Raw genomic sequence first — 21,556 nt, forward strand, 5'->3', positions numbered from 1 at the left:
ATGAGCAGGAAACTTTTCGGAACCGACGGTGTGCGGGGCCGCGCCAATACCCATCCGATGACCGCCGAGATGGCGCTGCGCCTTGGCGCCGCCGCCGGCCGCTATTTCCGCCGCAATGGCGAGGATCACCACCGCGTCGTCATCGGCAAGGACACGCGGCTCTCGGGCTATATGCTGGAAAACGCGCTGACGGCGGGGCTGACCTCGACCGGGATGAACGTGCTCTTGCTGGGGCCGGTGCCGACGCCGGCGGTGGGCTTTCTGACCCGCTCGATGCGGGCGGATGTCGGGATCATGATCTCGGCCAGCCACAACCCGGCGGCCGACAATGGCATCAAGTTCTTTGGCCCCGACGGCTTCAAGCTCTCGGACGAGGCCGAGGCCGAGATCGAGGCCATCGTCGCCGGCGAGATCATCCCCGCCCAGCCGCAGAATATCGGCCGCGCCAAGCGCATCGATGACGCGCGCGGGCGCTATGTCGAATATGCCAAGACCACCTTCCCGGCCGGGCGGACGCTGGACGGGCTGAAGGTCGTCGTCGATTGCGCCAATGGCGCCGCCTATCGCGCCGCCCCGGACGTGCTGTGGGAACTGGGCGCCGAGGTCATTCCGCTGGGCGTCAGCCCGAATGGCCACAACATCAATGACGGCGTCGGCTCGACCCATCCCGGGGCCTGCGCAAAGGCGGTGCTGGAACATGGCGCGCATATGGGGATCAGTCTGGACGGCGATGCCGACCGGGTGATGATCATCGACGAAAAGGGTCAGGTGGCCGATGGCGACCAGATCATGGCGCTGCTGGCGGGCCGCTGGGCCGAACAGGGCCGGTTGCGCGGCGGCGCGCTGGTCGCGACGGTGATGTCGAACCTTGGGCTGGAGCGCTTCCTGACCGGGCGCGGGCTGCGGCTGGAGCGCACCGCCGTCGGCGACCGCTATGTGGTCGAGCGCATGCGCGGGCAGGGCTTCAATCTGGGCGGCGAGCAGTCAGGCCATATCGTGATGACCGATTACGCCACCACCGGCGACGGGCTGATCGCGGGGCTGCAATTCCTCGCCGCGATGGCGGAAAGCGGGCAACTGGCGTCAGAGCTTGTGACGCAGTTCGAGCCGGTGCCGCAGATGCTGAAAAACGTGCGCTATCAGGCCGGGGCCGACCCGCTGTCGAAAGACAGCGTGCAGGCCGAGATCGCCCGCGCCGAGGCGCGGCTGAACGGCTCGGGCCGGGTGCTGATCCGCAAGTCCGGGACCGAACCCCTGATCCGCGTCATGGCCGAGGCCGAGGATGAGGTGGTGCTGCGCGAGGTCGTCGAGGGCATCGTCGCCGCTGTCGAGCACGCCGCCTGAGACTGGGCTTGAGACTTGGCCTGAACGGGGCCTGATCCGACCGCCTAAGCGGCGGTCGGATCGTAGTCGTAAAGCCAGGCGAAGCGTTCGATCAGCCGCGTGGGCGCCATGCGCGACACCGCCCGCAACCCGGCATGGGCCACGGCCCGCGTCGGTCCGCGCAGGTGATAGTTGCGGGCATTGGCATTCGCCGCCTCGACGATCTGCTGGCAGCGGGGCGCGCGCAGCGCCTGAAACCGCGCCAGCGCTGCTGCGTGGTCAGGGTCGGCATCCAGACAGGCGGCCAGAACCCAGGCATCCTCGATCGCCATGACCGCGCCCTGCGCGAGAAAGGGCAGGGTCGGATGCGCGGCATCGCCGATCAGCGCGCGGTGGCCATCCTGCCAATGCGCGGCGACCGGGTGGCGAAACAGCCCCCAGACGCCGACGCTGTCCACGCGCCCCAGCCAGTCCTGCACCGGGCCACCGAAGCGGGCGAATGCCGCGCGCAGCTCGGCCGGATCGCCGGGCAGGGACCAGCCCTCGTCCTGCCAGTCCGGGCGTTCGACCACGGCGACGATATTGCGCAGGCCAAAGCCCAGCGGATAGCTGACCAGATGCCGGCCCGGACCCATGAAGACCTGTGCGGCGGGGGCGGGATCGGCCTCGGCCGGGATCAGCGCCCGCCATGCGGTCTGGCCGGTAAAGAACGGGATCTCGGGGCCGTTGAGTTCACGGCGCAGGTGGCTTTTCAGCCCGTCGGCGCCGATCAGCAGCGGCGCCTCCGGCAACTCGTCGACCTCATGACCCAGAATGACCTCGACCCCGGCATCGCGGGCGGCTTCTTCCAGCATGGCGACCAGCCGGGCGCGATGGACGAAGCGAAAGCGATCCTTGGGGCGATGGCGGGCCAGATCCAGCCGCGCCACCTGCCGTCCGACGGAATCGCGCAGCTCGACCCGTTCCGAGCGGACCGAGATTGCCTCGAAGCGCGGCCACAGGCCAAGCGCGGTCAGAACGCGCACGGCATTGGGAGAGATCTGCAGGCCCGCGCCCACCTCGCGCAGGGCGCCCGCGCGTTCCAGCACGGTGACGCGCGCGCCGCGTTGCGCCATGGCGCAGGCGGCGGTCAGGCCGGCAATGCCGGCGCCGATGATGGTGACTGGAACGTCCTTCAGGGCCGGCATCACGCGGTCACCCATGCTTGTGACAAGGACCCGCCGGGGCGCGGCGGGCCGGGGGCCATGCCGTCGCCGTCAGTCGTCGCGATGCACGCGCTCGCGGCGTTCGTGGCGCTCCTGCGCCTCCAGCGTCATGGTGGCGATGGGGCGCGCATCCAGCCGTTTCAGGCTGATCGGCTCGCCGGTCATTTCGCAATAGCCGTATTCGCCGGTCTCGATGCGGCGCAGCGCCGAGTCGATCTTGCTGACCAGCTTGCGCTGGCGGTCGCGGGTGCGCAGCTCCAGCGAGCGGTCGGTTTCCTCGGACGCGCGATCGGCCAGATCGGGCACATTGCGCGCGCTTTCCTGCAAGCCCTCAAGGGTCTCGGCAGACTGGTCCAGAAGCTCTTGTTTCCATGCAATCAGCTTGCGGCGGAAATATTCCAGATGCCGCTCGTTCATGAAAGGCTCGTCTTCGGCCGGACGGTAATCTTCGGGCAGAAAGGTTTGGGCTTTCATCATTCCTCCGGGAGCCGGGTGCCTGTATCCCGGTCCTTGCGGTCCGCATAAAGGATGATGGCCTGCTTGTCACTAGCCCATTCCGTCACCTTTTCCGGCGGCTTGCGAAGGCCCCGGGTGCTGGCTAGGGTCGCGGGAATTGCCGGAAAGGAATGGCGGATGCAGTTTTCCTCGACAGAAGCCTATGTCGCGCCCCCGATCTGGCGGTGGCGGTGAATGCCGCGATCACGCTGGAGCGCCCATTGCTGGTCAAAGGCGAGCCGGGCACCGGAAAAACCGAACTGGCGCGACAGATTGCGGCAAGTCTTGGCCTGCCGATCCTTGAATGGAATGTGAAATCGACCACCCGCGCCCAGCAGGGGCTTTACGAATATGACGCCGTCTCGCGCCTGCGCGACAGCCAGCTGGGCGAGGCGCGGGTCCATGACATCGGCAATTACATCCGCAAGGGCAAGCTGTGGCAGGCCTTTGAAGCCGATGCCAAGGTGGTCTTGTTGATCGATGAGATCGACAAGGCCGATATCGAATTCCCCAATGATCTTTTGCAGGAACTCGACCGGATGGAGTTCCATGTCTATGAGACCGGCGAGACGATTCGCGCCCGGCATCGCCCGGTGGTTGTGATCACCTCGAATAATGAAAAGGAATTGCCCGACGCTTTCCTGCGCCGCTGTTTCTTCCACTATATCCGCTTTCCCGATGCCGAGACTTTGAAGCGCATCGTCGACGTGCATTTCCCCGGTCTGAAACCGCGCCTGCTGGACGAGGCGCTGAACCAGTTCTTTGAACTGCGGGGCGCGCAGGGGCTGAAGAAAAAGCCCTCGACCAGCGAGCTTCTGGACTGGCTCAAGCTGATCCTCGCTGAGGACCTCTCGCCCGAGGATCTGAAGCGTCCGGCGGGCGAGATGCTGCCGCGCCTGCATGGCGCGCTCTTGAAGAACGAACAGGATGTGGCGCTGTTCGAGCGGCTGGCATTCATGGCGAGGAGGCAGCGATGATCCGCGAATTGCGCGAAAGCGACCGCAAGGGCTGGCAGCGGCTCTATGAGGGCTATCAGAGCTTTTACAATTTCCCCGACCGCCCGGCGGAATTCTATGACAAGGCTTTCGCGCGGCTGATGGCGCAGGATGCGCGCGATTTTCACGGGCTGGTCCATGAGGCCGATGGCAAGCTGCTGGGGCTGACGCATTACGTCTTTCACCCCAATCTGTGGCGGGACGAGGGTGTCTGCTATCTGCAGGACCTTTACACCGCCGCCGAGGCGCGGGGCCGGGGCGTCGCCCGCGCCCTGATCGAAGGTGTCTATGAGGCGGCCGACCGCGCCGGCGTCCCGAACGTCTATTGGCTGACCGCCGAGGACAATTACCCCGGCCGCATGCTTTACGACCGGGTGGGGCAGCGTTCGCCCTTTATCCGCTATAACCGCAAGCTGTGACGTAAAAAGGGCGACCCCTTGGGGCCGCCCTTTTCAATTCACTGTCCCTGTTATGCGTTTCAGCGCAGGCCGGTTTCTTCCAGAAGGCCTTTGCGCTTTGCTTCGTAATAATAGCCGCGTGCATACCATTTCACGGCTGCATCCTTGTTGCCGTCGGCGACCATATAGGCGCCGCGCAGGTATTTGACGCCGTATTTCAGGTTCGTCTCGGCATCCAGCAGGTCCGAGGGCGCACCGCGGAAGCCCATGCCGCGCGCGGTGGCGGGCAGGATCTGCATCAGGCCGTAATAGGGGCCGTTGCGGGCGCCGGGGCGGTGGCGCGATTCGCGGATGACGACGCGATGCACCAGATCGACCGGCACATCGTATTCGGCGGCGTATTTGTTGATCAGGCGGCGCAGCTCGGGCGTCTCGTTGGCGTGCAGGCCGACGGTTTCGGCGGCCGTGGCGCGGGGTTCGACCAGATAGCGGCGGTCGGGATCGACCCGGTTGTCGCCGCAGGCGCTGACAGCAAGCGTGCCACCCAGCACCAGCATACCGATCAAGGATTTCATCACTGCCCTCATGTTCTCTTTGAACAAGGGATAAGCCACAGCCACGGGCGGCTGGGAAATCAAAAGAAAGGGCCGCCCTGTTACGGACGGCCCATCGGCGGAAACTCGCCGCATCGCGGCGTGGGTTTCGGTGAAATTCTGCCTAAACCGGGTGGTTCAGACCCGGATCCGGACTAAATCCAGCCCGCTCAGGCGTGACCCGCTCAGGCGTGACCCGCTCAGACGTGGATCGCGCCGTCGCCAAGCGCCAGTGCCGCCTCGCGCACCGCTTCCGAACAGGTCGGGTGGGCGTGACAGGTCAGGGCGATATCCTGCGCCGAGGCGCCGAATTCCATTGCCACGCAGACCTCATGGATCATCTCGCCGGCATTCGGGCCGATAATATGGCAGCCGAGCACCCGGTCGGTTTCCGCGTCCGCGATCATCTTGACGAAGCCTTCGGCCTGGAACAGGGCTTTCGCGCGGGCATTGCCCATGAAGGGGAACTTGCTGACCTTGATCTTGCGGTTGGTTTCCTTGGCGGCTTCCTCGGTCAGGCCCACGGATGCGACCTCGGGCGTGGTGTAGATGACGCCGGGGATGACGTTATAGTTCACATGGCCATGTTTGCCGGCGATGACCTCGGCCACTGCCATGCCCTCATCCTCGGCCTTATGGGCCAGCATGGGGCCGGGAACCGCGTCGCCGATGGCATAGATGCCCGGCACCGAGGTCTGCCAGTGATTGTCGACCTGAACGAAGCCGCGATCGGTCAGCGCGACACCGGCCTTGTCCAGACCGAGCCCGGCAACATAGGGGCGGCGGCCGGTGGCGACCAGCACGGTCGCGGCCTCGATCACGTGTTCGCTGTTGTCCTTGCGCAGGGTATAGGCGACCTTGGCGGTGCCGTTTTCGACGGTGACGCCCGAAACGGCGGCGCCCATGACGAATTTCAGCCCCTGCTTGGCCAGAATGCGCTGGAACTGCTTTTGCACCTCGCCGTCCATGCCGGGGGTGATCACGTCAAGGAATTCGACCACCGTCACCTCGGCCCCCAGACGCGCATAGACCGAGCCCAGCTCAAGCCCGATGACGCCGGCGCCGATCACCACCATGGATTTCGGAATGCCGGGCAGCGCCAGCGCGCCGGTCGAATCGACCACGATGCCGCCGGCATTGTCCACCGTCACGCCCTTGAGGCTGGAAGGTTCCGACCCCGAGGCGATGACGATGTTCTTCGTCTCATAGGTGGTGTCGCCGACCTTGACCTTGCCCGGCCCCTCGATCTCGGCCCAGCCCTTGATCCAGTCGATCTTGTTCTTCTTGAACAGGAATTCGATGCCCTTGGTATTGGTGCTGACGGTCTCGGCCTTATAGGCCTGCATGCGCGTCCAATCGACATTCACATGCGCGTCCATCAGCCCCATCTTGGCGAAATTCTCATGGGTTTCGTGCAGCATGTGGCTGGCATGCAGCAGTGCCTTCGAGGGGATGCAGCCGACGTTCAGGCAGGTGCCGCCCAGTGTCTCGCGGCCCTCGACGCAGGCGACCTTCAGGCCAAGCTGGGCAGCGCGGATGGCGCAGACATAACCGCCGGGACCGGCGCCGATCACGATCAGATCATAGGTGGGCATCTTTCTTATCCTCGTTCAGGAAGGCTCGTGGCAGCTTGCCACTGTTTCAAATATGGCGCGAATCTGGGTCAGGGGTGGCTTGCCGGGGTTCTGTTCCCGGAAAATGTCGCTGTCGAACCACGCATCCTCACTGCCGGGGTGGATGACCTTGTCCGACCAGAAGGGATGGAACTCGCCGCTGACATGTTTCAGCACGACCTCATGTTCGGAACGCGAGATCACCTGCCAGCAGGCCTCGCCCTCGCCGGTTTCGGCGCCGGGCATGAATGTCCGCTGTTCCCGGTCCCAATGTTGGGTCTGGCGCAGGAAGCTGCCGGGCGCGAGGTCGGTTTCAGCCTGCGCGGCGGGGGCTGCAAGCGTGACAACAAGGGCAAGCAGGGCGGCGGGGTGGCGCATCAGAACAGGCTCGCAATGATCATGGTCAGCGTGGCGACAAAGCCCACCGCCCAGATCAGCGACCGCCAGGGCGACCAGCCAAAGGCATAGGCGGGGACGTAAAGGATGCGTGCGGCCAGATAGAGCCAGGCGCAAAGCACCGTCAGCGGCGAGCCGGCATCGCTGGTCACCACCACCAGAACGGCGATGGTGAACAGGATCAGCCCCTCGAAATGGTTGTCGACCGCGCGCCGCAGACGCCCGGTCATGGCCGAGAATTCGGGCTGCTTGTCGCGCGGGCTGGCATTCCATTTCGCGCCCACGTCGCGATTCATCACCGCGGCCGCCAAGCCGATCTGCGCCGCTTGCAGCAGCGCAGCCAAGGCCAGCGCGGTGGTTTCGGCCGCCATCAGGCGGTCTCGACAAAGTGGAACACGGCTGAGCGCACGCCGGCCTGACTGTTGAAGACAGCGGCGGCGCCATCCAGATAATCGCGGGCGGCCTTGGCATCGGCGACGCTGAACAGCGCCCAGGCGCTACCGCCATCCTCGCGCCAGAGCTGCAGAAGGCTCAGGCCGTTATTGGCGCGATCCTCGGCATCGGCATCGAAAGCGGTCTTGAACTGCGCATATTCGGCGACGCTGTAATGGGCGATCATCTGGGTCATGTGTCTACTCCTGCAACATGGCGGCGCGGATGGTCTGGAAATCCGCACCGGAAACCTCGAACAGCCCGCGCCGGGCCAGCATGCCCCAATTGCCGCGGGTGAATTCCAGCCTGTCCGTCAGATCAGAAATAGGCGTTTCGCGGGCGGGGAGCCAGTCGATTCCCAAGCGAAACCCGGTTTGTCCGGGACGCATTTCTGCCTCATAGGGTGCCGCGTCGCGCACGGTGCCAAGGGCGGTGAAGGCTTTCAGGGGCGCGCCGTCCGGCCAGCCGGTTTTCGGCGAGTAATAGGCAAGGCCGTCGCCGGGCGCGAGGCGCTTGAGCGGCGCAAGCTTGCCGTGGTTCAGCATCGCAAATCCGCCCGCCACGCCAATCAGGACATGCTCGCGCGAGACGGTGCCGATCCAGAAGCGCGGGGTGGTCATGAGGTGGGCCGGTCGTTGCGTGACAGGGGCGCACGTTGTGCGGGGGAGTGTCGGCGCGCGGGGGCATGGTGCGTCGGGACGACGCACCCTACGGGGTGGTCATGGGCGATGAGGGCAGGGACCGGCCGCGGGTGGGTGCAAAGCGCCCGCACGGGGGGGCGGCCGGGCGCTGCCCGGCGGTGCCCACCGGGCGGGGTCGATTGCAAGCGATCCCTATGAGCTGATGGACTTGGTGAAGCCACCGAGTATGCCTCCGACGAAATCGCCAATGGATGAATAGGAACGGCCGGACGAGACCTCTTTCACGGCAGTTCCAAGAGATTTTTCCTCGCCGCCAAGATTCACCCCCTGCGACAGAAGCTGAAAACCTTTCGCGGTGATCACAGGGTTTGTGATGTAGATATGACCCGACAGAGTTTTTGAGATGTTGCTTGAGCGAACAATTCCTTCGGATTCAAGCCATTCATAGCATGTCGTGAAAAACGGGCTGAGTTCGTCCTCAAGGGCAAGTGTCTCACTTTCCAACTGCGATCGTTGCAGCCCATTCTCCGCCAGATACGCAAGGATGCGCGCAATAACCGCCTCGGATTTCTGGAGGTTGTCCATCGCGCGCATCCCGTCTTTCTTACAGATCCATCAGCAGGCGGCGCGGATCCTCCAGCGCCTCCTTGACGCGCACGAGGAAGGTCACGGCGCCCTTGCCGTCGACGATCCGGTGGTCATAGCTCAGCGCCAGATACATCATCGGGCGGATGACGATCTGGCCGTCCACGACGACCGGGCGGTCCTGGATCTTGTGCATGCCCAGAATGCCCGATTGCGGCGGGTTCAGGATCGGCGAGGACATCAGCGAGCCATAGACGCCACCGTTCGAGATGGTGAAGGTGCCGCCCTGCATTTCCGCCATGGTCAGCTTGCCGTCACGGGCGCGCAGGCCCAGTTCGGCGATTTCCTTCTCGATCTGGGCAAAGCTCTTCTGGTCGGCATCGCGCACCACCGGAACCACCAGACCGTTCGGGGTGCCGACGGCGACGCCCATATGGACGAAGTTCTTGTAGACCACGTCGCCGCCGTCGATCTCGGCATTGACCTCGGGGACTTCCTTCAAGGCGTGGGTGCAGGCCTTCACGAAGAAGGACATGAAGCCCAGCTTGACCTTGTGCTTCTTTTCGAACTGGTCCTTGTAGGTGTTGCGCAGGTCCATGATCGCCTTCATGTCCACCTCGTTATAGGTGGTCAACATGGCGGCGGTGTTCTGCGCGTCCTTGAGACGGCGGGCGATGGTGGCGCGCAGGCGGGTCATCTTGACGCGTTCCTCGCGCGCGGCATCCTCGGCCGAGCTGGGCGAGCGCGGCGCCTGAGCCGGCGCGGGGGCGGCGGCCGTGGGCGCGGCAGCCGGGGCCGAGGCGGCGCGGGCGACATCCTCTTTCATCACCCGGCCATCGCGGCCGGTGCCGGTCACCGCATCGCGCGAGACGCCGGCCTCGGCCATGGCCTTCTTGGCGGCGGGGGCGTCCTCGACATCCTTGCCGGCAGCGGCCGGGGCGGCAGCAGCGGGCGCCGCAGCCGGGGCGGGCGCGGCGGCAGGCGCGGCAGCGGGGGCCGAGACGGCACCGGCGGCGCCTTCGGTGATGATGGCAAGGCGTGCGCTGGCCTCAACCGTCGCGCCTTCGGGGGCGAGGATCTCGGCCAGAACGCCCGCGGCGGGTGCCGGCACCTCGACCGAGACCTTGTCGGTTTCCAGCTCGCACAGCATTTCGTCCTGCGCGACGGCATCGCCGACCTTCTTGAACCAGGTGGCGACCGTGGCTTCGGTCACGCTTTCGCCCAGGGTGGGCACCATTACATCGACGGATTTTCCGCTCATCTTCTTTTGTCCTTCCTGGGTTGTCATGCCCGAATCCGTTCGGGGCGATTTGTCCTCGGGGGCCGCATCCCCCGCTTTGTTGATCTGCGCGAGCAGGGCGTTCGGCGCGACGATCGCGCCCTCGGGGGCGACGATTTCGGCCAGGATACCGGCGACGGGCGAGGGCACCTCGATCGTCACCTTGTCGGTTTCCAGCTCGCACAGCATTTCATCCACGGCGACGCGATCGCCCGGCTTCTTGAACCAGGTCGCCACCGTCGCCTCGGATACCGATTCCCCCAAGGCGGGGACGCGCAGCTCGGTGGCCATGTCAGCCACCGACCGTGATGGCTTCGGTGACCAATGCCTCTTGTTCGGCCTTGTGGCGCGAGGCAAGCCCGGTCGCCGGCGAGGCCGAGGCCGCGCGGCCGACATAGCGCGCGCGCGGGTGTTTGGCGCCGATGCGCGACAGCACCCATTCCAGGTTCGGTTCGACAAAGCTCCAGCCGCCCTGGTTCTTGGGCTCTTCCTGGCACCAGACGATTTCCGCATCCTTGAAGCGGCCCATCTCGCGGCTCAGCGACTGCGCCGGGAACGGATAGAACTGTTCCAGACGCATCAGGTAGACATCGTCGATGCCGGCGGCGTCACGCGCGGCCAGCAGGTCGAAATAGACCTTGCCCGAACAGATCACCACGCGCTTGATCTTGTCATCGGCGACCAGTTGGGTCGTCGAATTGCCGCGCTGGGCATCGTCCCAGAGCACGCGGTGGAACGAGGATCCGGTCTGGAATTCCTCGGCCGTCGAGACTGCGAGCGGATGGCGCAGCAGCGATTTTGGCGTCATCAGCACCAGAGGCTTGCGGAACGGGCGCATGAGCTGGCGGCGCAGGATGTGGAAATAGTTCGCCGGGGTCGTGCAGTTCGCGACGATCCAGTTGTCCTCGGCACACATCTGCAGCCAGCGTTCCAGCCGGGCCGAGCTGTGTTCGGGACCCTGACCCTCATAACCATGCGGCATCAGCATGACGAGGCCGGACATGCGCAGCCATTTCTTTTCGCCCGAGTTGATGAACTGGTCGAACATGATCTGGGCGCCATTGGCGAAGTCGCCGAACTGCGCCTCCCACAGGGTCAGGGTGTTCGGCTCGGCCAGCGAATAGCCGTATTCAAAGCCCAGAACCGCGTATTCCGACAGCATCGAGTCGATGACCTCGTAACGCGCCTGACCGCCCCGGATGTGGTTCAGGGGGTAGTAGCGTTCCTCGGTCGTCTGGTCGACAAAGGCCGAATGGCGCTGGCTGAAGGTGCCGCGGGTCGAATCCTGCCCGGCCAGGCGCACCGGATGCCCCTCGACCAGAAGCGAGCCGAAGGCCAGCGCCTCGCCGGTGGCCCAGTCAAAGCCCTTGCCGGTCTCGAACATCTGTTTCTTGGCTTCCAGCAGGCGGCCGACGGTCTTGTGCATGTCAAAGCCGTCGGGCGCGCGGGTCAGGGCACCGCCGATCTCGGCCATGGTTTCGGGGGCGATGCCGGTCTGGCCGGCGGTATATTCCTCGCCCTCGGTGGCAAGGCCCGACCATTTGCCGTCCAGCCAGTCGGCCTTGTTGGGCTTGAAGTTCTTGCCCACCTCGAACTCATCGTTCAGATGCGACTGGAAGGCGGCCTTCATGTCCTCGATCTCGCCCTCGGGGATCAGCCCGTCGGCGACCAGACGGTCGGTGTAAAGCTGCAGCGTGGTCTTGTGACCCTTGATCTGCTTGTACATCGCCGGGTTGGTGAACATCGGCTCATCGCCTTCGTTGTGACCGAAGCGGCGATAGCAGATGATGTCCAGCACCACGTCCTTGTGGAAGCGCTGGCGGAACTCGGTCGCGACGCGGGCGGCATGCACCACCGCCTCGGGGTCGTCGCCATTGACGTGGAAGATCGGCGCCTCGACCATCAGCGCGATATCGGTGCAATAGGGCGAGGTGCGCGAGAAATGCGGCGCCGTGGTAAAGCCGATCTGGTTGTTCACCACGATATGGATGGTGCCGCCGGTGCGGTGGCCACGAATGCCCGAAAGCTGGAAGCATTCCGCGACGATGCCCTGACCGGCGAAGGCCGCGTCGCCATGCAGCAGGATCGGCAGCACGGTCTTGCGCTCGACCTGATCCGACATCTGGTCCTGCTTGGCACGGACCTTGCCCAGCACGACCGGGTCCACCGCCTCAAGGTGCGAGGGGTTCGCGGTCAGCGACAGGTGGACGGTATTGTCGTCGAAGGTGCGGTCCGAGCTGGCGCCGAGGTGATATTTCACGTCGCCCGAGCCGTCCACGTCCTCGGGCTTGTAGCTGCCGCCCTGGAATTCGTGGAAGATGGCGCGGTAGGGTTTGCTCATCACATTGGCCAGAACCGACAGGCGGCCACGGTGGGGCATGCCGACCACGACCTCCTTGACGCCAAGCGCGCCGCCGCGCTTGATGATCTGCTCCATCGCCGGGATCAGCGCCTCGCCGCCGTCAAGGCCAAAGCGCTTGGTGCCCATATACTTGACATGCAGGAATTTTTCAAAGCCCTCGGCCTCGACCAGCTTGTTGAGGATGGCGCGGCGGCCTTCACGGGTGAAGGCGATTTCCTTGCCATAACCCTCGATGCGCTCTTTCAGCCAGGCCGCCTGCTCGGGGTCCGAGATATGCATGAATTGCAGCGCGAAGGTGCCGCAATAGGTGCGGCTCATCAGGTCGACGATCTGGCGGATCGAGGCGATCTGCAGGCCCAGCACATTGTCGATGAAGATCGGGCGGTCCAGATCGGCGCCGGTAAAGCCATAGGTCGCCGGGTCCAGCTCGCCATTGTCGGGGATCTCGCGCATGCGCAGCGGGTCCAGATCGGCATGCAGATGGCCACGGATGCGGAAGGCGCGGATCAGCATCAGCGCACGGATGCTGTCCAGAACGGCGCGTTTCAGTTGCTCGTCGGTCAGGCTGACGCCTTTCTCGGCGGCCTTGCCGGCGATCTTGTCCATCGCGGCCTTGGCCTCGGCCTTGCTGCTTTGCGGCCATTCGCCGGTCAGCGCGGCGGTGTTGTCGTCGGCGGGCACCGGCGGCCAGTCGCGGCGTTGCCAGCTTGCGCCCTTGGCCTCGCGGGTGACGGTGCCCTCCTCGTCGCCGAGGCTGCGGAAGAACGCGTCCCAGGCCGCGTCGACGGCGGCCGGGTTCTGGGCCCACTGGCCGTAAAGCTGTTCGACATAGCCCGCGTTATGACCTTGCAGGAAGCTCGAGTCATGGAGGGCGGAATTGGGGGATTGATCGTTCATGAGAGTGCCTCCGGGGTAATTCTAACCGTTCGCGCCATGATCCGGCGTCGTCATATTGTCGGGGCTGGGACCGGGGCGGAGCCCGGTCATCAGCCATGTCTGAAAACCTTGATAGCGGGCCGGCAGCTCGGCACGCGGAACCCGCAACAGCGCGGGCAGGGCACGTCCGGCCAGCAGGGCGCCGCGCACCTGCGGCAGGTCCCAGCGCCGCCCGGCGAGGTCCTTGGGAAACTCGGCGGCCAGCATGCGCAGATACCACAGCGCATAGCGGGCAAGGTCGCGGGTCTGGCGGTCCGAATTGCGGCGGACGAAATAGGCGACGTTCAGCAGGCACAGCGCCGTGCTGGTCCGGCGCTTGCTGCGCGCCGCCGCCGCTTCGAGATGGTCGATATGGGCGTCGGGCGCGATGGCCAGCAGCCCGTGCCGGCCGATACGATAGCTGGCATCCAGATCCTCGGCCATGCAACTGCCGACGAGTCCCTCGTCAAAGGGTTCGCGCAGCGCCACCGCGCGGCGCAGCGTCAGCGCAAAGCCGTTGATGAAGGGCATGGGCCACAGACCTTCGGGCAGGGTCGTGTCCCCCTGCCAGCGCAGTTCGGGCCGGTCATAGGTGACAAAACGCTGCTCGGCAGGGATCATCAGGACATGGCGCAGGGCGAAATCGATGCCGCGCTGGACCGGTGCCGGGCGGTTCTGAACCAGATTGCCGGCGCGGTTGGTCTGCTTGCGCGCGTCATGGGTGTCTGGCGCGACGGGCAGGGGCGCATTGCGGCACGAGATGGCGGCAATCCGCCCCTCTGTGTCGTCGCGGTAAAAGCCCATGATCCGTGCCGCCGTGCCGGGGTGCAGCATCGCGTCGTCATCGATCATGAACAGGATGGCGGCCCGGGCCAGGGCCACGCATTGATTGCGCTGCACGGTCAGCGACTTGCGCCGGGCGGGGGCATATTGCAGCGGGCAGTCAAGGCCCGAGGCGGCGATCAGTTCCGCGATGCGGTCGCGATTGTCCTGCCAGTCGTCGCTGGCATCGACGATGACGATTTCCGCTGGCGGCAGGCTGGAGGCCAGCGCATGGCGCACGCAATCGGCCAGCATCCGCCCCCGGTTATAGGTCGAGACGCACAGCGCCCAATCCATCGCCGCCGCCCTGGCCACGGGCGCGGCGGTTGCAGCGGCGGGGTCGGGCGCGGGCTGTGGCGCGGGGGAATGCGGGCCGGTCATGCGCCCCCCTGTGCCGGCGGGCAGGCGACAGGCCACAGACCGTCCGGGCGGGGGCAGGGCACTGCCTCGGCGGGAAGGAACTGGGTCTGGCGGCGTCGGCGGTCCAATTGGCACCTGGCTTGGATGGTTCTGGGCGCCCCCCGAAGGTTAGGCAGGGGGCAGCTCTAAGTCAAAACGCTTGCAAAGAAGTTATCGCCGGCAAGATTCTACGCGCGTGTCGCGGCATCATTTGCAGCGCACCAATAGCTTGCGCAGGCCGGGCAGCTGGTCGGGATGTTCAAGCGCCTTGTCCTCGCCCGAAACAAGCGTCTGCTTTTTCGCGGCGCAAAGCCTTGCCGGGGCCGCTTTGAGCTGGGCCCGGTCGATCCTGTCCTGCTGATAGAAGATGCCATATAGCGTCGTATCCCCATCGGCCATCGCCCCGACCCGAACCAGCGCATCCCTGGAAATGCCGGTATCGGGATCGATCTGGCCAGAGCTCGTGGCGCCGTTGCCGGTCGAGGTGACGCAGCCCGCCAGCAGCACGGGGGCCAGCATCATCCCGGATAGGGTCATCGGCTTGAACATCTTCGCTCACTCTTTGCAGCACCCCCTCCGGGCGCGGGGCCCGGAGGGGCAGGGCTTACTTGCTGGCGATGGCCTTCAGCACGGCCTCGCCCAGACCGGCGGGGCTGTCGGCGACGATGATGCCGGCCGATTTCATGGCCTCGATCTTCGACTCCGCATCGCCCTTGCCGCCGGCGACGATGGCGCCGGCATGGCCCATGCGGCGGCCCTTCGGCGCGGTGCGGCCGGCGATGAAGCCGGCGGTCGGCTTCCAGCGGCCCTTGCGCTTCTGCTCGGCCAGGAACTCGGCGGCCTCTTCCTCGGCGGAGCCGCCGATTTCGCCGATCATGATGATCGACTCGGTCTCCGGGTCGTCAAGGAACATGCGCAGCACATCGAGATGTTCCATGCCCTTGATCGGGTCGCCGCCGATGCCGACAGCCGAGGACTGGCCAAGGCCCACATCCGAGGTCTGCTTGACCGCTTCATAGGTCAGCGTGCCCGAGCGCGAGACGACGCCGACCGAGCCGCGACGGAAGATCGAGCCCGGCATGATGCCGATCTTGCATTCGCCCGGGGTCATGATGCCGGGGCAGTTCGGGCCGATCAGCAGCGATTTCGAGCCCTCCAGCGCGCGCTTGACCCGCATCATGTCCAGAACCGGGATGCCCTCGGTGATGGCGACGATCAGCGGGATCTCGGCGTCGATGGCTTCCAGGATCGAGTCGGCCGCGAAGGGCGGCGGCACATAGATCGCGGTCGCATTGGCGCCGGTTTTCGCCACGGCCTCATGGACCGAGTTATAGACCGGCAGGCCCAGATGCTCGGTGCCGCCCTTGCCCGGCGTCACGCCGCCGACCATCTGCGTGCCGTAGGCGATCGCCTGTTCGGTGTGAAAGGTCCCCTGCGAGCCGGTGATGCCCTGGGTGATGACTTTGGTGTTCTTGTCTACGAGAATGGCCATTCAATTGGCTCCTATTCGTAAATGAGTGCGCTGACGATGTGCCAGCAGGTAAAGCAGAGGGCGGCGAGGGTAAGCACCCTCAGAACCCAGACTTGCGCTGCGAGAGAGGCGGGGTGCTGCCCCAAACGCTCAATTGCCCCAAGGCCGTGCTTGCTTGCGATTTCGCGGCGCCAGTCCAGCAATGTGCTGGCATCACGGGTGCGCTTGGTTGCCTCGGCCGCCAAGGCCAGCAATGCCATCCAGACGAAGGTGGCAAAGCCGATCACGGCAAGGACAATATGAGCTTTCATCCTATCCCTTCACCGCCTTGACGATCTTCTCCGCCCCGTCCTTCAGGTCGTCGGCGGCAATCACGTTCAAGCCGCTGTCGCGGATGATCTGCTTGCCCAGCTCGACATTGGTGCCCTCAAGGCGCACGACCAGCGGGACCTTCAGCCCGACTTCCTTCACCGCGGCGATGATGCCCTCGGCGATGATGTCGCAGCGCATGATGCCGCCGAAAATGTTGACCAGAATGCCTTTGACGTTCGGGTCCGAGGTGATGATCTTGAACGCCTCGGTGACCTTTTCCTTGGTCGCGCCGCCGCCGACGTCCAAAAAGTTCGCCGGCTCGGCGCCATAGAGCTTGATGATGTCCATGGTGGCCATCGCGAGGCCGGCGCCGTTCACCATGCAGCCGATCTCGCCGTCCAGCGCGATATAGTTCAGGTCGAACTTGGAGGCCGCGAGTTCCTTGGGGTCTTCCTCGGTCTCGTCGCGCAGCGCCATGATGTCGGGCTGGCGATAGAGCGCGTTATTGTCGAAGCCCATCTTGGCGTCGAGGCATTTCAGATCGCCCTTGTCGGTGACGATCAGCGGGTTGATTTCCAGCATCTCCATGTCCTTTTCGATGAACATGCGATACAGGTTCTTGATCAGCGACACGCATTGCTTGACCTGACCGCCGGTCAGACCCAGCGCGAAAGCGACGCGGCGGCCGTGGAAATCCGAAAGCCCCGAGGCCGGATCGACGCTGAAGCTGACGATCTTTTCGGGCGTATGGGCCGCGACTTCCTCGATATCCATGCCGCCTTCGGTCGAGGCGACAAAGCTGACGCGCGAGGTGCCGCGATCGACCAGCAGCGCCAGATACAGCTCGCGCTCGATATCCGAGCCGTCTTCGATATAGATGCGGTTGACCTGCTTGCCGGTCTCGCCGGTCTGGTGCGTGACCAGCGTGCGGCCCAGCATCTGGCGGGTCAGTTCCTCGGCCTCCGAGACCGATTTCGCCAGACGGACGCCGCCTTTTTCACCGGCTTCCTTTTCCTTGAAATGGCCCTTGCCGCGGCCACCGGCATGGATCTGTGCCTTGACGACCCAAAGCGGGCCGTCCAGCTCGCCCGCCGCCGTCTTGGCCTCGTCGGCCTTCATCACCACTCGCCCGTCCGAGACCGGCGCGCCATACTGGCGCAGCAGCGCCTTGGCCTGGTATTCATGGATGTTCATGGTGCTTCCCCGCAGTTATCGGTTGGCGCGGCTTTTGCCATGGCGCAGGGCCGCCCTCAAAGGGGTTAGCGCGACCATATTAGCGAAAATGCGCCATATCTACGTTTTGTGATCACACTTTTGCGGCCTGTGATCACAAGAGCTGAATTGCGGCATTGCAGCGTTACGGCTAACCACAAGGGAACTGATCGCGGGAATCAAAGAGGGGCAGATGTCGCTGCTTGAGGAAATCCGGCCGGCCCGGGACGCATCGGGCCTGCCGCTGGTGGCCCTGGCCCATAACGAGGCCAATCTGATCCAACCGTTCCTGGCCCATTACCGGGCGCTGGGACCGATGCATTTCATCATCGTCGACGATCATTCGACCGATGCGACCCGCGCGTTGCTGGAGGGCCAGCCCGATGTCACGCTGCTTTGTCCGGCGCCCGGCTCGACCTATGCCGAACACAAGCTGGCCTGGCGGCGTGAGCTGCTGGACCGGCATGCGGCGGGGCGCTGGGTGCTGCTGCCCGATCTGGACGAGCATTTCGTCTTTGCCGGCATGGAGACGCAGCCGCTGGCCGCCTATCTGGCCGCGCTGGAGGCCGAGGGCGCCGAGGCGGTGCTGACGGTGATGATCGACATGTATGCCGACCGTCCGCTGGCCGAGCATGTCTATGCGCCCGATGCCGGCGGCAATCTTTTGCAGGCATTTCCGTATTTCGACGGGCCTGCGCCGGCGCCCCATGGCTATCATTTCCTGTACGGGTCCAAGAAGATGCGGCGCGCCTCGGCGACGCCGCCGCTGATGGTGCATGGCGGGTTGCGCGACCGGCTGTTCCGGGTGCCGCAATTGCCGGTGCGGCAGCTGGCGCTGCGGCTTCTGGACCGGGTGGCGGGGCTGGACGGCCCGGTCACGCCGCAGGGGATCGACCTGCTGAAATACCGCGCCACGCGGCGGCTGACGCGGGGCTTTTTCAAGGGTGCGCTGGACATGCAGAAGATCGGGCTGTGCCGCTGGAAGCCCGGCTCGACCTATGTCGGGGCGCATCGGCTGCGCGAGCATTACCGCATGTCGGAAAGCATCGCCGCATTCCTGCATTTCAAGTTCACCCGCGGCACGGCGGGGCTGGAATATACCGCGCAGCGCGGCCAGCACTTCGCCGGCGCCCGCCACTATCACGAGATGCTGAGCGCCGCCGAGATCCTCGGCCGCTCGCCGCTTTTTGCCGGCACCCGCCGCTATGAGGGCAGTGCCTCGCTGGCGGGGATCTTGCGCGGCGTGCCGGGGCCGGATCGTCGCTGACCGGCGCCGGCCATCCGGCCGCGCCGATTTATCGCGGCGTTCGCCGATGAAATATTGCAGTTGGTCGGAAAGTGCTTGATCGTGCCCGGTTGGCGGGGATGTTCCATCCGGCCACAGCCATAACCACGTGAGAGATTATCCATGGCAACGATTGACGGTACCAGCGCCTCTGAGACGCTTGTGGGCGGCAGCGATTCCGACCTTATCAACGGCTATGCCGGCAATGACACCATCACCGGCGACGGTGGCAATGACACGATGTACGGGGGTACCGGAAACGACTATTTCCGCATCGGCGGCACCAGCTTCGGCACCGACATCTTCAATGGCGGCGACGGCGCCGACGCCATCTACCTGACCGCCGATGTCACGGTGTCGCAACTTCTGCTTGACAGCGCCCATGTCATCAGCACCGAGACGCTGGATTTCAACTATAGCGACATTTCCGGCACCGGCGGCAATGACGTCTTTGACATCAGCGGCATCATCACGGTGAACGGCTACCGCCGCATGTACCTGCAGGACGGCAATGACCGCTTCACCGGATATCAGGGGAATGACAATGTCGATGGTGGGGCAGGTGTCGACACGCTGATCGGCAATTCCGGCAGCGATACGCTGATCGGCGGCGGCGGAAATGACAGCATGCTGGGCGGCAGCGGCAACGACTATTTCTTTATCGGCGGCACCGATACCGGCACCGACATCTATAATGGCGGCGACGGCGCCGACACCATCTATCTGACCTCCGACATCAACACCTCGCGGCTGCAGCTGAGCAGCGCCAATGTGATCAGCACCGAGACGCTGGATTTCAACTATAGCGACATTTCCGGCACCGGCGGCGGCGACATTTTCGACATCAGCGGCATCACCACGGTGAACGGCTACCGTCGCATGTACCTGCAGGACGGCAATGACCGCTTCACCGGATATCAAGGGAATGACAATGTCGATGGCGGCGCTGGCAACGACACGCTGATCGGCAATTCCGGCAGCGATACGCTGATCGGCAGCGGCGGCAACGACCAGTTGCTGGGCATGAGCGGCAACGACTATTTCTATATTGGCGGCAATGATTTCGGCAGCGATACCTATATTGGTGGCGAGGGCCAGGATATCATCTACCTGACCTCCGACATCACCACCTCGCAGTTCCTGCTGACCAGCGCCAATGTGATCAGCGCCGAGACGCTGGATTTCAACTATAGTGACATTTCCGGGACCGGCGGCAATGACGTCTTCAGTATCAGCGGTATCACCTCGGTAATTGGCTACCGTATCATCTATCTTCAGGATGGCGCGGACAGCTTCACCGGCTATCTGGGCAATGACTATGTCGATGGCGGTTCCGGCAACGACACCCTGCTGGGCGGTGCCGGCAATGACACGCTGATCGGCGGCTCGGGCAATGATGTCCTGAACGGCGGCACCGGCAACGACTATTTCTATATCGGCGGCAATGATTTCGGCAGTGACCGCTATGTCGGCTATGACGGCTCGGACACGATCTACATGACCTCCGACATCAACGTGTCGCGGTTCGTGCTGACCTCGGGCAACATGATCGGCATCGAGTCGCTGGACTTTGCTTATCGTGACCTCGGCGGGACCGGCGGCAACGACTTTTTCGACATCTCGGGCATCCAGTATACCTATAGCTACCGCTGGATCGAGCTGCAGGACGGCAACGACTATTTCCGCGGATATCAAGGCAGCGACTATGTCGATGGCGGCGCCGGAAACGACACGCTGATCGGCGGCGCCGGCAATGACTCGCTGCGCGGCGGCAGCGGCACCGATACCGTCACCTATGCCACCTCGCGTTCGGGCATCCGGGTCGATCTGTCGCTGACCACGTCGCAGGCCCTGGGCGGCAACGAGGGGGCGGATACGCTCGAGTCGATCGAGAACGTCATCGGCTCGAATTACAGCGATCGCATCACCGGGAATGCCTCGGCCAACCTGCTTGTCGGCTATGGCGGCAATGACACGCTGGAAGGCGGCGCCGGCAATGACACGCTGAATGGCGGCACCGGGCTGGATACGGTGGTCTATACCAGCGCGAATGCCGGGGTCATCGTCAACCTGAACCAGACCAGCGCGCAAAATGTCGGCGGCGGCATGGGCATCGACCTGCTGGTCGGGATCGAGCATGTGACTGGCTCGAACTATGACGACCGGCTGCTTGGCAGTGGCGGCGCCAATATCCTGAATGCCGGCAACCGCAATGACGTGGTGATCGGCGCGGCCGGCAATGACGTGCTGTATGGCGGCACCGGCAATGACACGCTGGATGGCGGCACCGGCAATGACGTGCTGTGGGGCCAGGCCGGTAATGACATCCTGACCGGCGGCACCGGGGCCGACCAGTTCGTCTTCCAGGCCGGCTACGGCTCCGACCAGATCCGCGGCTGGGAGAACGGCAGCGATCATATCGTGATCCGCGGCGGCACCACCTATGACGAGTTCAGCGACCTGACCATCAGAAGCGTCGGCGGTCATGCCGTGGTCAGCTTCGGCGGCACCTCGATCACGCTCGTGGGCGTCTCGGTTGCGCAGGTCGACGCCTCGGACTTCCAGTTCGTCTGAGCCGGCACGATCTGGAAACGGGCCCCGTGGCACCTGCCACGGGGCCTTTTTCGTGTCTGCGAGACTGATTCGGTGTCGTCCGAAGGGCCGGGATACCCTGCGTCACCAGCAAAGTTGCCGTAACGGCAATTTCGGAATGGCGGGCCACCGCGACTAGGGTCAGGACCCATTAATCGGCTTGAGGCTGGTCTGCCTGCGTGATTCAAGCTCCCGAACTGACGGGGGTGATGATGAGCAACCTTTACTGGC

General features: G+C 64.6%; 20 protein-coding genes and 1 pseudogene. 5 read left to right on the forward strand and 16 right to left on the reverse strand.

From position 1 onward, the window contains the following. Complete coding sequence (glmM, locus tag DFP89_RS14450; protein ID WP_114350104.1) at nucleotides 1-1,344, forward strand: phosphoglucosamine mutase; 1,344 nt, start codon at nucleotides 1-3, stop codon at nucleotides 1,342-1,344. A 44-nt stretch (nucleotides 1,345-1,388) separates the two neighbouring features. On the opposite strand, the gene DFP89_RS14455 is transcribed toward glmM, so the two are convergent. Then, entirely contained in the window at nucleotides 1,389-2,510 is a 1,122-nt protein-coding gene (locus DFP89_RS14455; protein WP_114350105.1) for an FAD-dependent monooxygenase, read from the reverse strand. Between the two features lie 69 nt (nucleotides 2,511-2,579). Beyond that, nucleotides 2,580-3,002: an RNA polymerase-binding protein DksA gene (gene dksA, locus DFP89_RS14460; protein ID WP_114350124.1), complete on the reverse strand. Its 423-nt coding sequence runs from the start codon at nucleotides 3,000-3,002 to the stop codon at nucleotides 2,580-2,582. A gap of 159 nt (nucleotides 3,003-3,161) precedes the next feature. On the opposite strand from dksA, the pseudogene DFP89_RS14465 reads away from it, so the two are divergent. Beyond that, nucleotides 3,162-4,000 (forward strand): annotated as a pseudogene (locus tag DFP89_RS14465) (AAA family ATPase). Continuing rightward, on the forward strand, nucleotides 3,997-4,437 hold the full coding sequence (locus DFP89_RS14470) for a GNAT family N-acetyltransferase (protein ID WP_114350106.1): 441 nt from the start codon (nucleotides 3,997-3,999) through the stop codon (nucleotides 4,435-4,437). Before DFP89_RS14465 ends, DFP89_RS14470 begins: the two are co-directional and overlap by 4 nt. A gap of 59 nt (nucleotides 4,438-4,496) precedes the next feature. Here DFP89_RS14470 and DFP89_RS14475 read toward each other — a convergent pair whose 3' ends face one another. From DFP89_RS14475 to sucC, 14 genes are all read right to left on the reverse strand, one after another. Next, a complete protein-coding gene (locus tag DFP89_RS14475) occupies nucleotides 4,497-4,991 on the reverse strand; it encodes a lytic transglycosylase domain-containing protein (RefSeq protein ID WP_114350107.1) in 495 nt (164 codons plus the stop codon). A gap of 218 nt (nucleotides 4,992-5,209) precedes the next feature. After that, entirely contained in the window at nucleotides 5,210-6,604 is a 1,395-nt protein-coding gene (gene lpdA, locus DFP89_RS14480; protein ID WP_114350108.1) for a dihydrolipoyl dehydrogenase, read from the reverse strand. A 15-nt stretch (nucleotides 6,605-6,619) separates the two neighbouring features. Next, nucleotides 6,620-7,000 carry a hypothetical protein gene (locus DFP89_RS14485; RefSeq protein WP_114350109.1) on the reverse strand — a complete coding sequence of 127 codons (381 nt, stop codon included), beginning with the start codon at nucleotides 6,998-7,000 and terminating at the stop codon, nucleotides 6,620-6,622. Continuing rightward, the gene (locus DFP89_RS14490; protein WP_114350110.1) at nucleotides 7,000-7,389 is read right to left on the reverse strand and encodes an MAPEG family protein; all 390 of its coding nucleotides are present in this window, start codon (nucleotides 7,387-7,389) and stop codon (nucleotides 7,000-7,002) included. Before DFP89_RS14490 ends, DFP89_RS14485 begins: the two co-directional genes overlap by 1 nt. Continuing rightward, on the reverse strand, nucleotides 7,389-7,646 hold the full coding sequence (locus DFP89_RS14495) for a hypothetical protein (protein WP_114350111.1): 258 nt from the start codon (nucleotides 7,644-7,646) through the stop codon (nucleotides 7,389-7,391). The genes DFP89_RS14490 and DFP89_RS14495 overlap by 1 nt, the downstream gene beginning before the upstream one ends. 4 nt (nucleotides 7,647-7,650) lie before the next feature. Further along, complete coding sequence (locus DFP89_RS14500; RefSeq protein ID WP_114350112.1) at nucleotides 7,651-8,070, reverse strand: EVE domain-containing protein; 420 nt, start codon at nucleotides 8,068-8,070, stop codon at nucleotides 7,651-7,653. 213 nt (nucleotides 8,071-8,283) lie between these two features. Beyond that, nucleotides 8,284-8,676, reverse strand: coding sequence for a hypothetical protein (locus tag DFP89_RS14505; RefSeq protein ID WP_147273316.1), 393 nt, complete (start codon nucleotides 8,674-8,676; stop codon nucleotides 8,284-8,286). Between the two features lie 19 nt (nucleotides 8,677-8,695). Next, entirely contained in the window at nucleotides 8,696-10,246 is a 1,551-nt protein-coding gene (odhB, locus tag DFP89_RS14510) for a 2-oxoglutarate dehydrogenase complex dihydrolipoyllysine-residue succinyltransferase (RefSeq protein ID WP_114350114.1), read from the reverse strand. Between the two features lies 1 nt (nucleotide 10,247). Beyond that, entirely contained in the window at nucleotides 10,248-13,214 is a 2,967-nt protein-coding gene (locus DFP89_RS14515) for a 2-oxoglutarate dehydrogenase E1 component (protein ID WP_114350115.1), read from the reverse strand. A 21-nt stretch (nucleotides 13,215-13,235) separates the two neighbouring features. Continuing rightward, nucleotides 13,236-14,435, reverse strand: coding sequence for a glycosyltransferase family 2 protein (locus tag DFP89_RS14520; RefSeq protein ID WP_181870351.1), 1,200 nt, complete (start codon nucleotides 14,433-14,435; stop codon nucleotides 13,236-13,238). A 225-nt stretch (nucleotides 14,436-14,660) separates the two neighbouring features. Next, nucleotides 14,661-15,002: a hypothetical protein gene (locus DFP89_RS14525; protein ID WP_114350116.1), complete on the reverse strand. Its 342-nt coding sequence runs from the start codon at nucleotides 15,000-15,002 to the stop codon at nucleotides 14,661-14,663. Nucleotides 15,003-15,057: 55 nt separating this feature from the next. Continuing rightward, a complete protein-coding gene (sucD, locus tag DFP89_RS14530) occupies nucleotides 15,058-15,945 on the reverse strand; it encodes a succinate--CoA ligase subunit alpha (RefSeq protein WP_114350117.1) in 888 nt (295 codons plus the stop codon). 11 nt (nucleotides 15,946-15,956) lie between these two features. After that, the gene (locus DFP89_RS14535) at nucleotides 15,957-16,235 is read right to left on the reverse strand and encodes a hypothetical protein (protein WP_114350118.1); all 279 of its coding nucleotides are present in this window, start codon (nucleotides 16,233-16,235) and stop codon (nucleotides 15,957-15,959) included. Nucleotide 16,236: 1 nt separating this feature from the next. Further along, nucleotides 16,237-17,430 carry an ADP-forming succinate--CoA ligase subunit beta gene (gene sucC / locus DFP89_RS14540; protein WP_114350119.1) on the reverse strand — a complete coding sequence of 398 codons (1,194 nt, stop codon included), beginning with the start codon at nucleotides 17,428-17,430 and terminating at the stop codon, nucleotides 16,237-16,239. 211 nt (nucleotides 17,431-17,641) lie between these two features. On the opposite strand from sucC, the gene DFP89_RS14545 reads away from it, so the two are divergent. Next, complete coding sequence (locus tag DFP89_RS14545; protein ID WP_114350120.1) at nucleotides 17,642-18,715, forward strand: glycosyltransferase family 2 protein; 1,074 nt, start codon at nucleotides 17,642-17,644, stop codon at nucleotides 18,713-18,715. A 141-nt stretch (nucleotides 18,716-18,856) separates the two neighbouring features. Then, entirely contained in the window at nucleotides 18,857-21,307 is a 2,451-nt protein-coding gene (locus DFP89_RS21040) for a beta strand repeat-containing protein (protein ID WP_114350121.1), read from the forward strand. Nucleotides 21,308-21,556 lie beyond the last annotated feature (249 nt).

Source organism: Paracoccus lutimaris (genome assembly GCF_003337565.1).
In the GTDB taxonomy this organism is placed as follows: Bacteria; Pseudomonadota; Alphaproteobacteria; order Rhodobacterales; family Rhodobacteraceae; genus Paracoccus; species Paracoccus lutimaris.

Coding starts and splice junctions, on each gene's coding strand:
- glmM (WP_114350104.1), top strand. CDS start 1: ATGAGCAGGAAACTTTTCGGAACCGACGGTGTGCGGGGCCGCGCCAAT.
- DFP89_RS14455 (WP_114350105.1), bottom strand. CDS start 2,510: ATGCCGGCCCTGAAGGACGTTCCAGTCACCATCATCGGCGCCGGCATT.
- dksA (WP_114350124.1), bottom strand. CDS start 3,002: ATGAAAGCCCAAACCTTTCTGCCCGAAGATTACCGTCCGGCCGAAGAC.
- DFP89_RS14470 (WP_114350106.1), top strand. CDS start 3,997: ATGATCCGCGAATTGCGCGAAAGCGACCGCAAGGGCTGGCAGCGGCTC.
- DFP89_RS14475 (WP_114350107.1), bottom strand. CDS start 4,991: ATGAAATCCTTGATCGGTATGCTGGTGCTGGGTGGCACGCTTGCTGTC.
- lpdA (WP_114350108.1), bottom strand. CDS start 6,604: ATGCCCACCTATGATCTGATCGTGATCGGCGCCGGTCCCGGCGGTTAT.
- DFP89_RS14485 (WP_114350109.1), bottom strand. CDS start 7,000: ATGCGCCACCCCGCCGCCCTGCTTGCCCTTGTTGTCACGCTTGCAGCC.
- DFP89_RS14490 (WP_114350110.1), bottom strand. CDS start 7,389: ATGGCGGCCGAAACCACCGCGCTGGCCTTGGCTGCGCTGCTGCAAGCG.
- DFP89_RS14495 (WP_114350111.1), bottom strand. CDS start 7,646: ATGACCCAGATGATCGCCCATTACAGCGTCGCCGAATATGCGCAGTTC.
- DFP89_RS14500 (WP_114350112.1), bottom strand. CDS start 8,070: ATGACCACCCCGCGCTTCTGGATCGGCACCGTCTCGCGCGAGCATGTC.
- DFP89_RS14505 (WP_147273316.1), bottom strand. CDS start 8,676: ATGGACAACCTCCAGAAATCCGAGGCGGTTATTGCGCGCATCCTTGCG.
- odhB (WP_114350114.1), bottom strand. CDS start 10,246: ATGGCCACCGAGCTGCGCGTCCCCGCCTTGGGGGAATCGGTATCCGAG.
- DFP89_RS14515 (WP_114350115.1), bottom strand. CDS start 13,214: ATGAACGATCAATCCCCCAATTCCGCCCTCCATGACTCGAGCTTCCTG.
- DFP89_RS14520 (WP_181870351.1), bottom strand. CDS start 14,435: ATGACCGGCCCGCATTCCCCCGCGCCACAGCCCGCGCCCGACCCCGCC.
- DFP89_RS14525 (WP_114350116.1), bottom strand. CDS start 15,002: ATGTTCAAGCCGATGACCCTATCCGGGATGATGCTGGCCCCCGTGCTG.
- sucD (WP_114350117.1), bottom strand. CDS start 15,945: ATGGCCATTCTCGTAGACAAGAACACCAAAGTCATCACCCAGGGCATC.
- DFP89_RS14535 (WP_114350118.1), bottom strand. CDS start 16,235: ATGAAAGCTCATATTGTCCTTGCCGTGATCGGCTTTGCCACCTTCGTC.
- sucC (WP_114350119.1), bottom strand. CDS start 17,430: ATGAACATCCATGAATACCAGGCCAAGGCGCTGCTGCGCCAGTATGGC.
- DFP89_RS14545 (WP_114350120.1), top strand. CDS start 17,642: ATGTCGCTGCTTGAGGAAATCCGGCCGGCCCGGGACGCATCGGGCCTG.
- DFP89_RS21040 (WP_114350121.1), top strand. CDS start 18,857: ATGGCAACGATTGACGGTACCAGCGCCTCTGAGACGCTTGTGGGCGGC.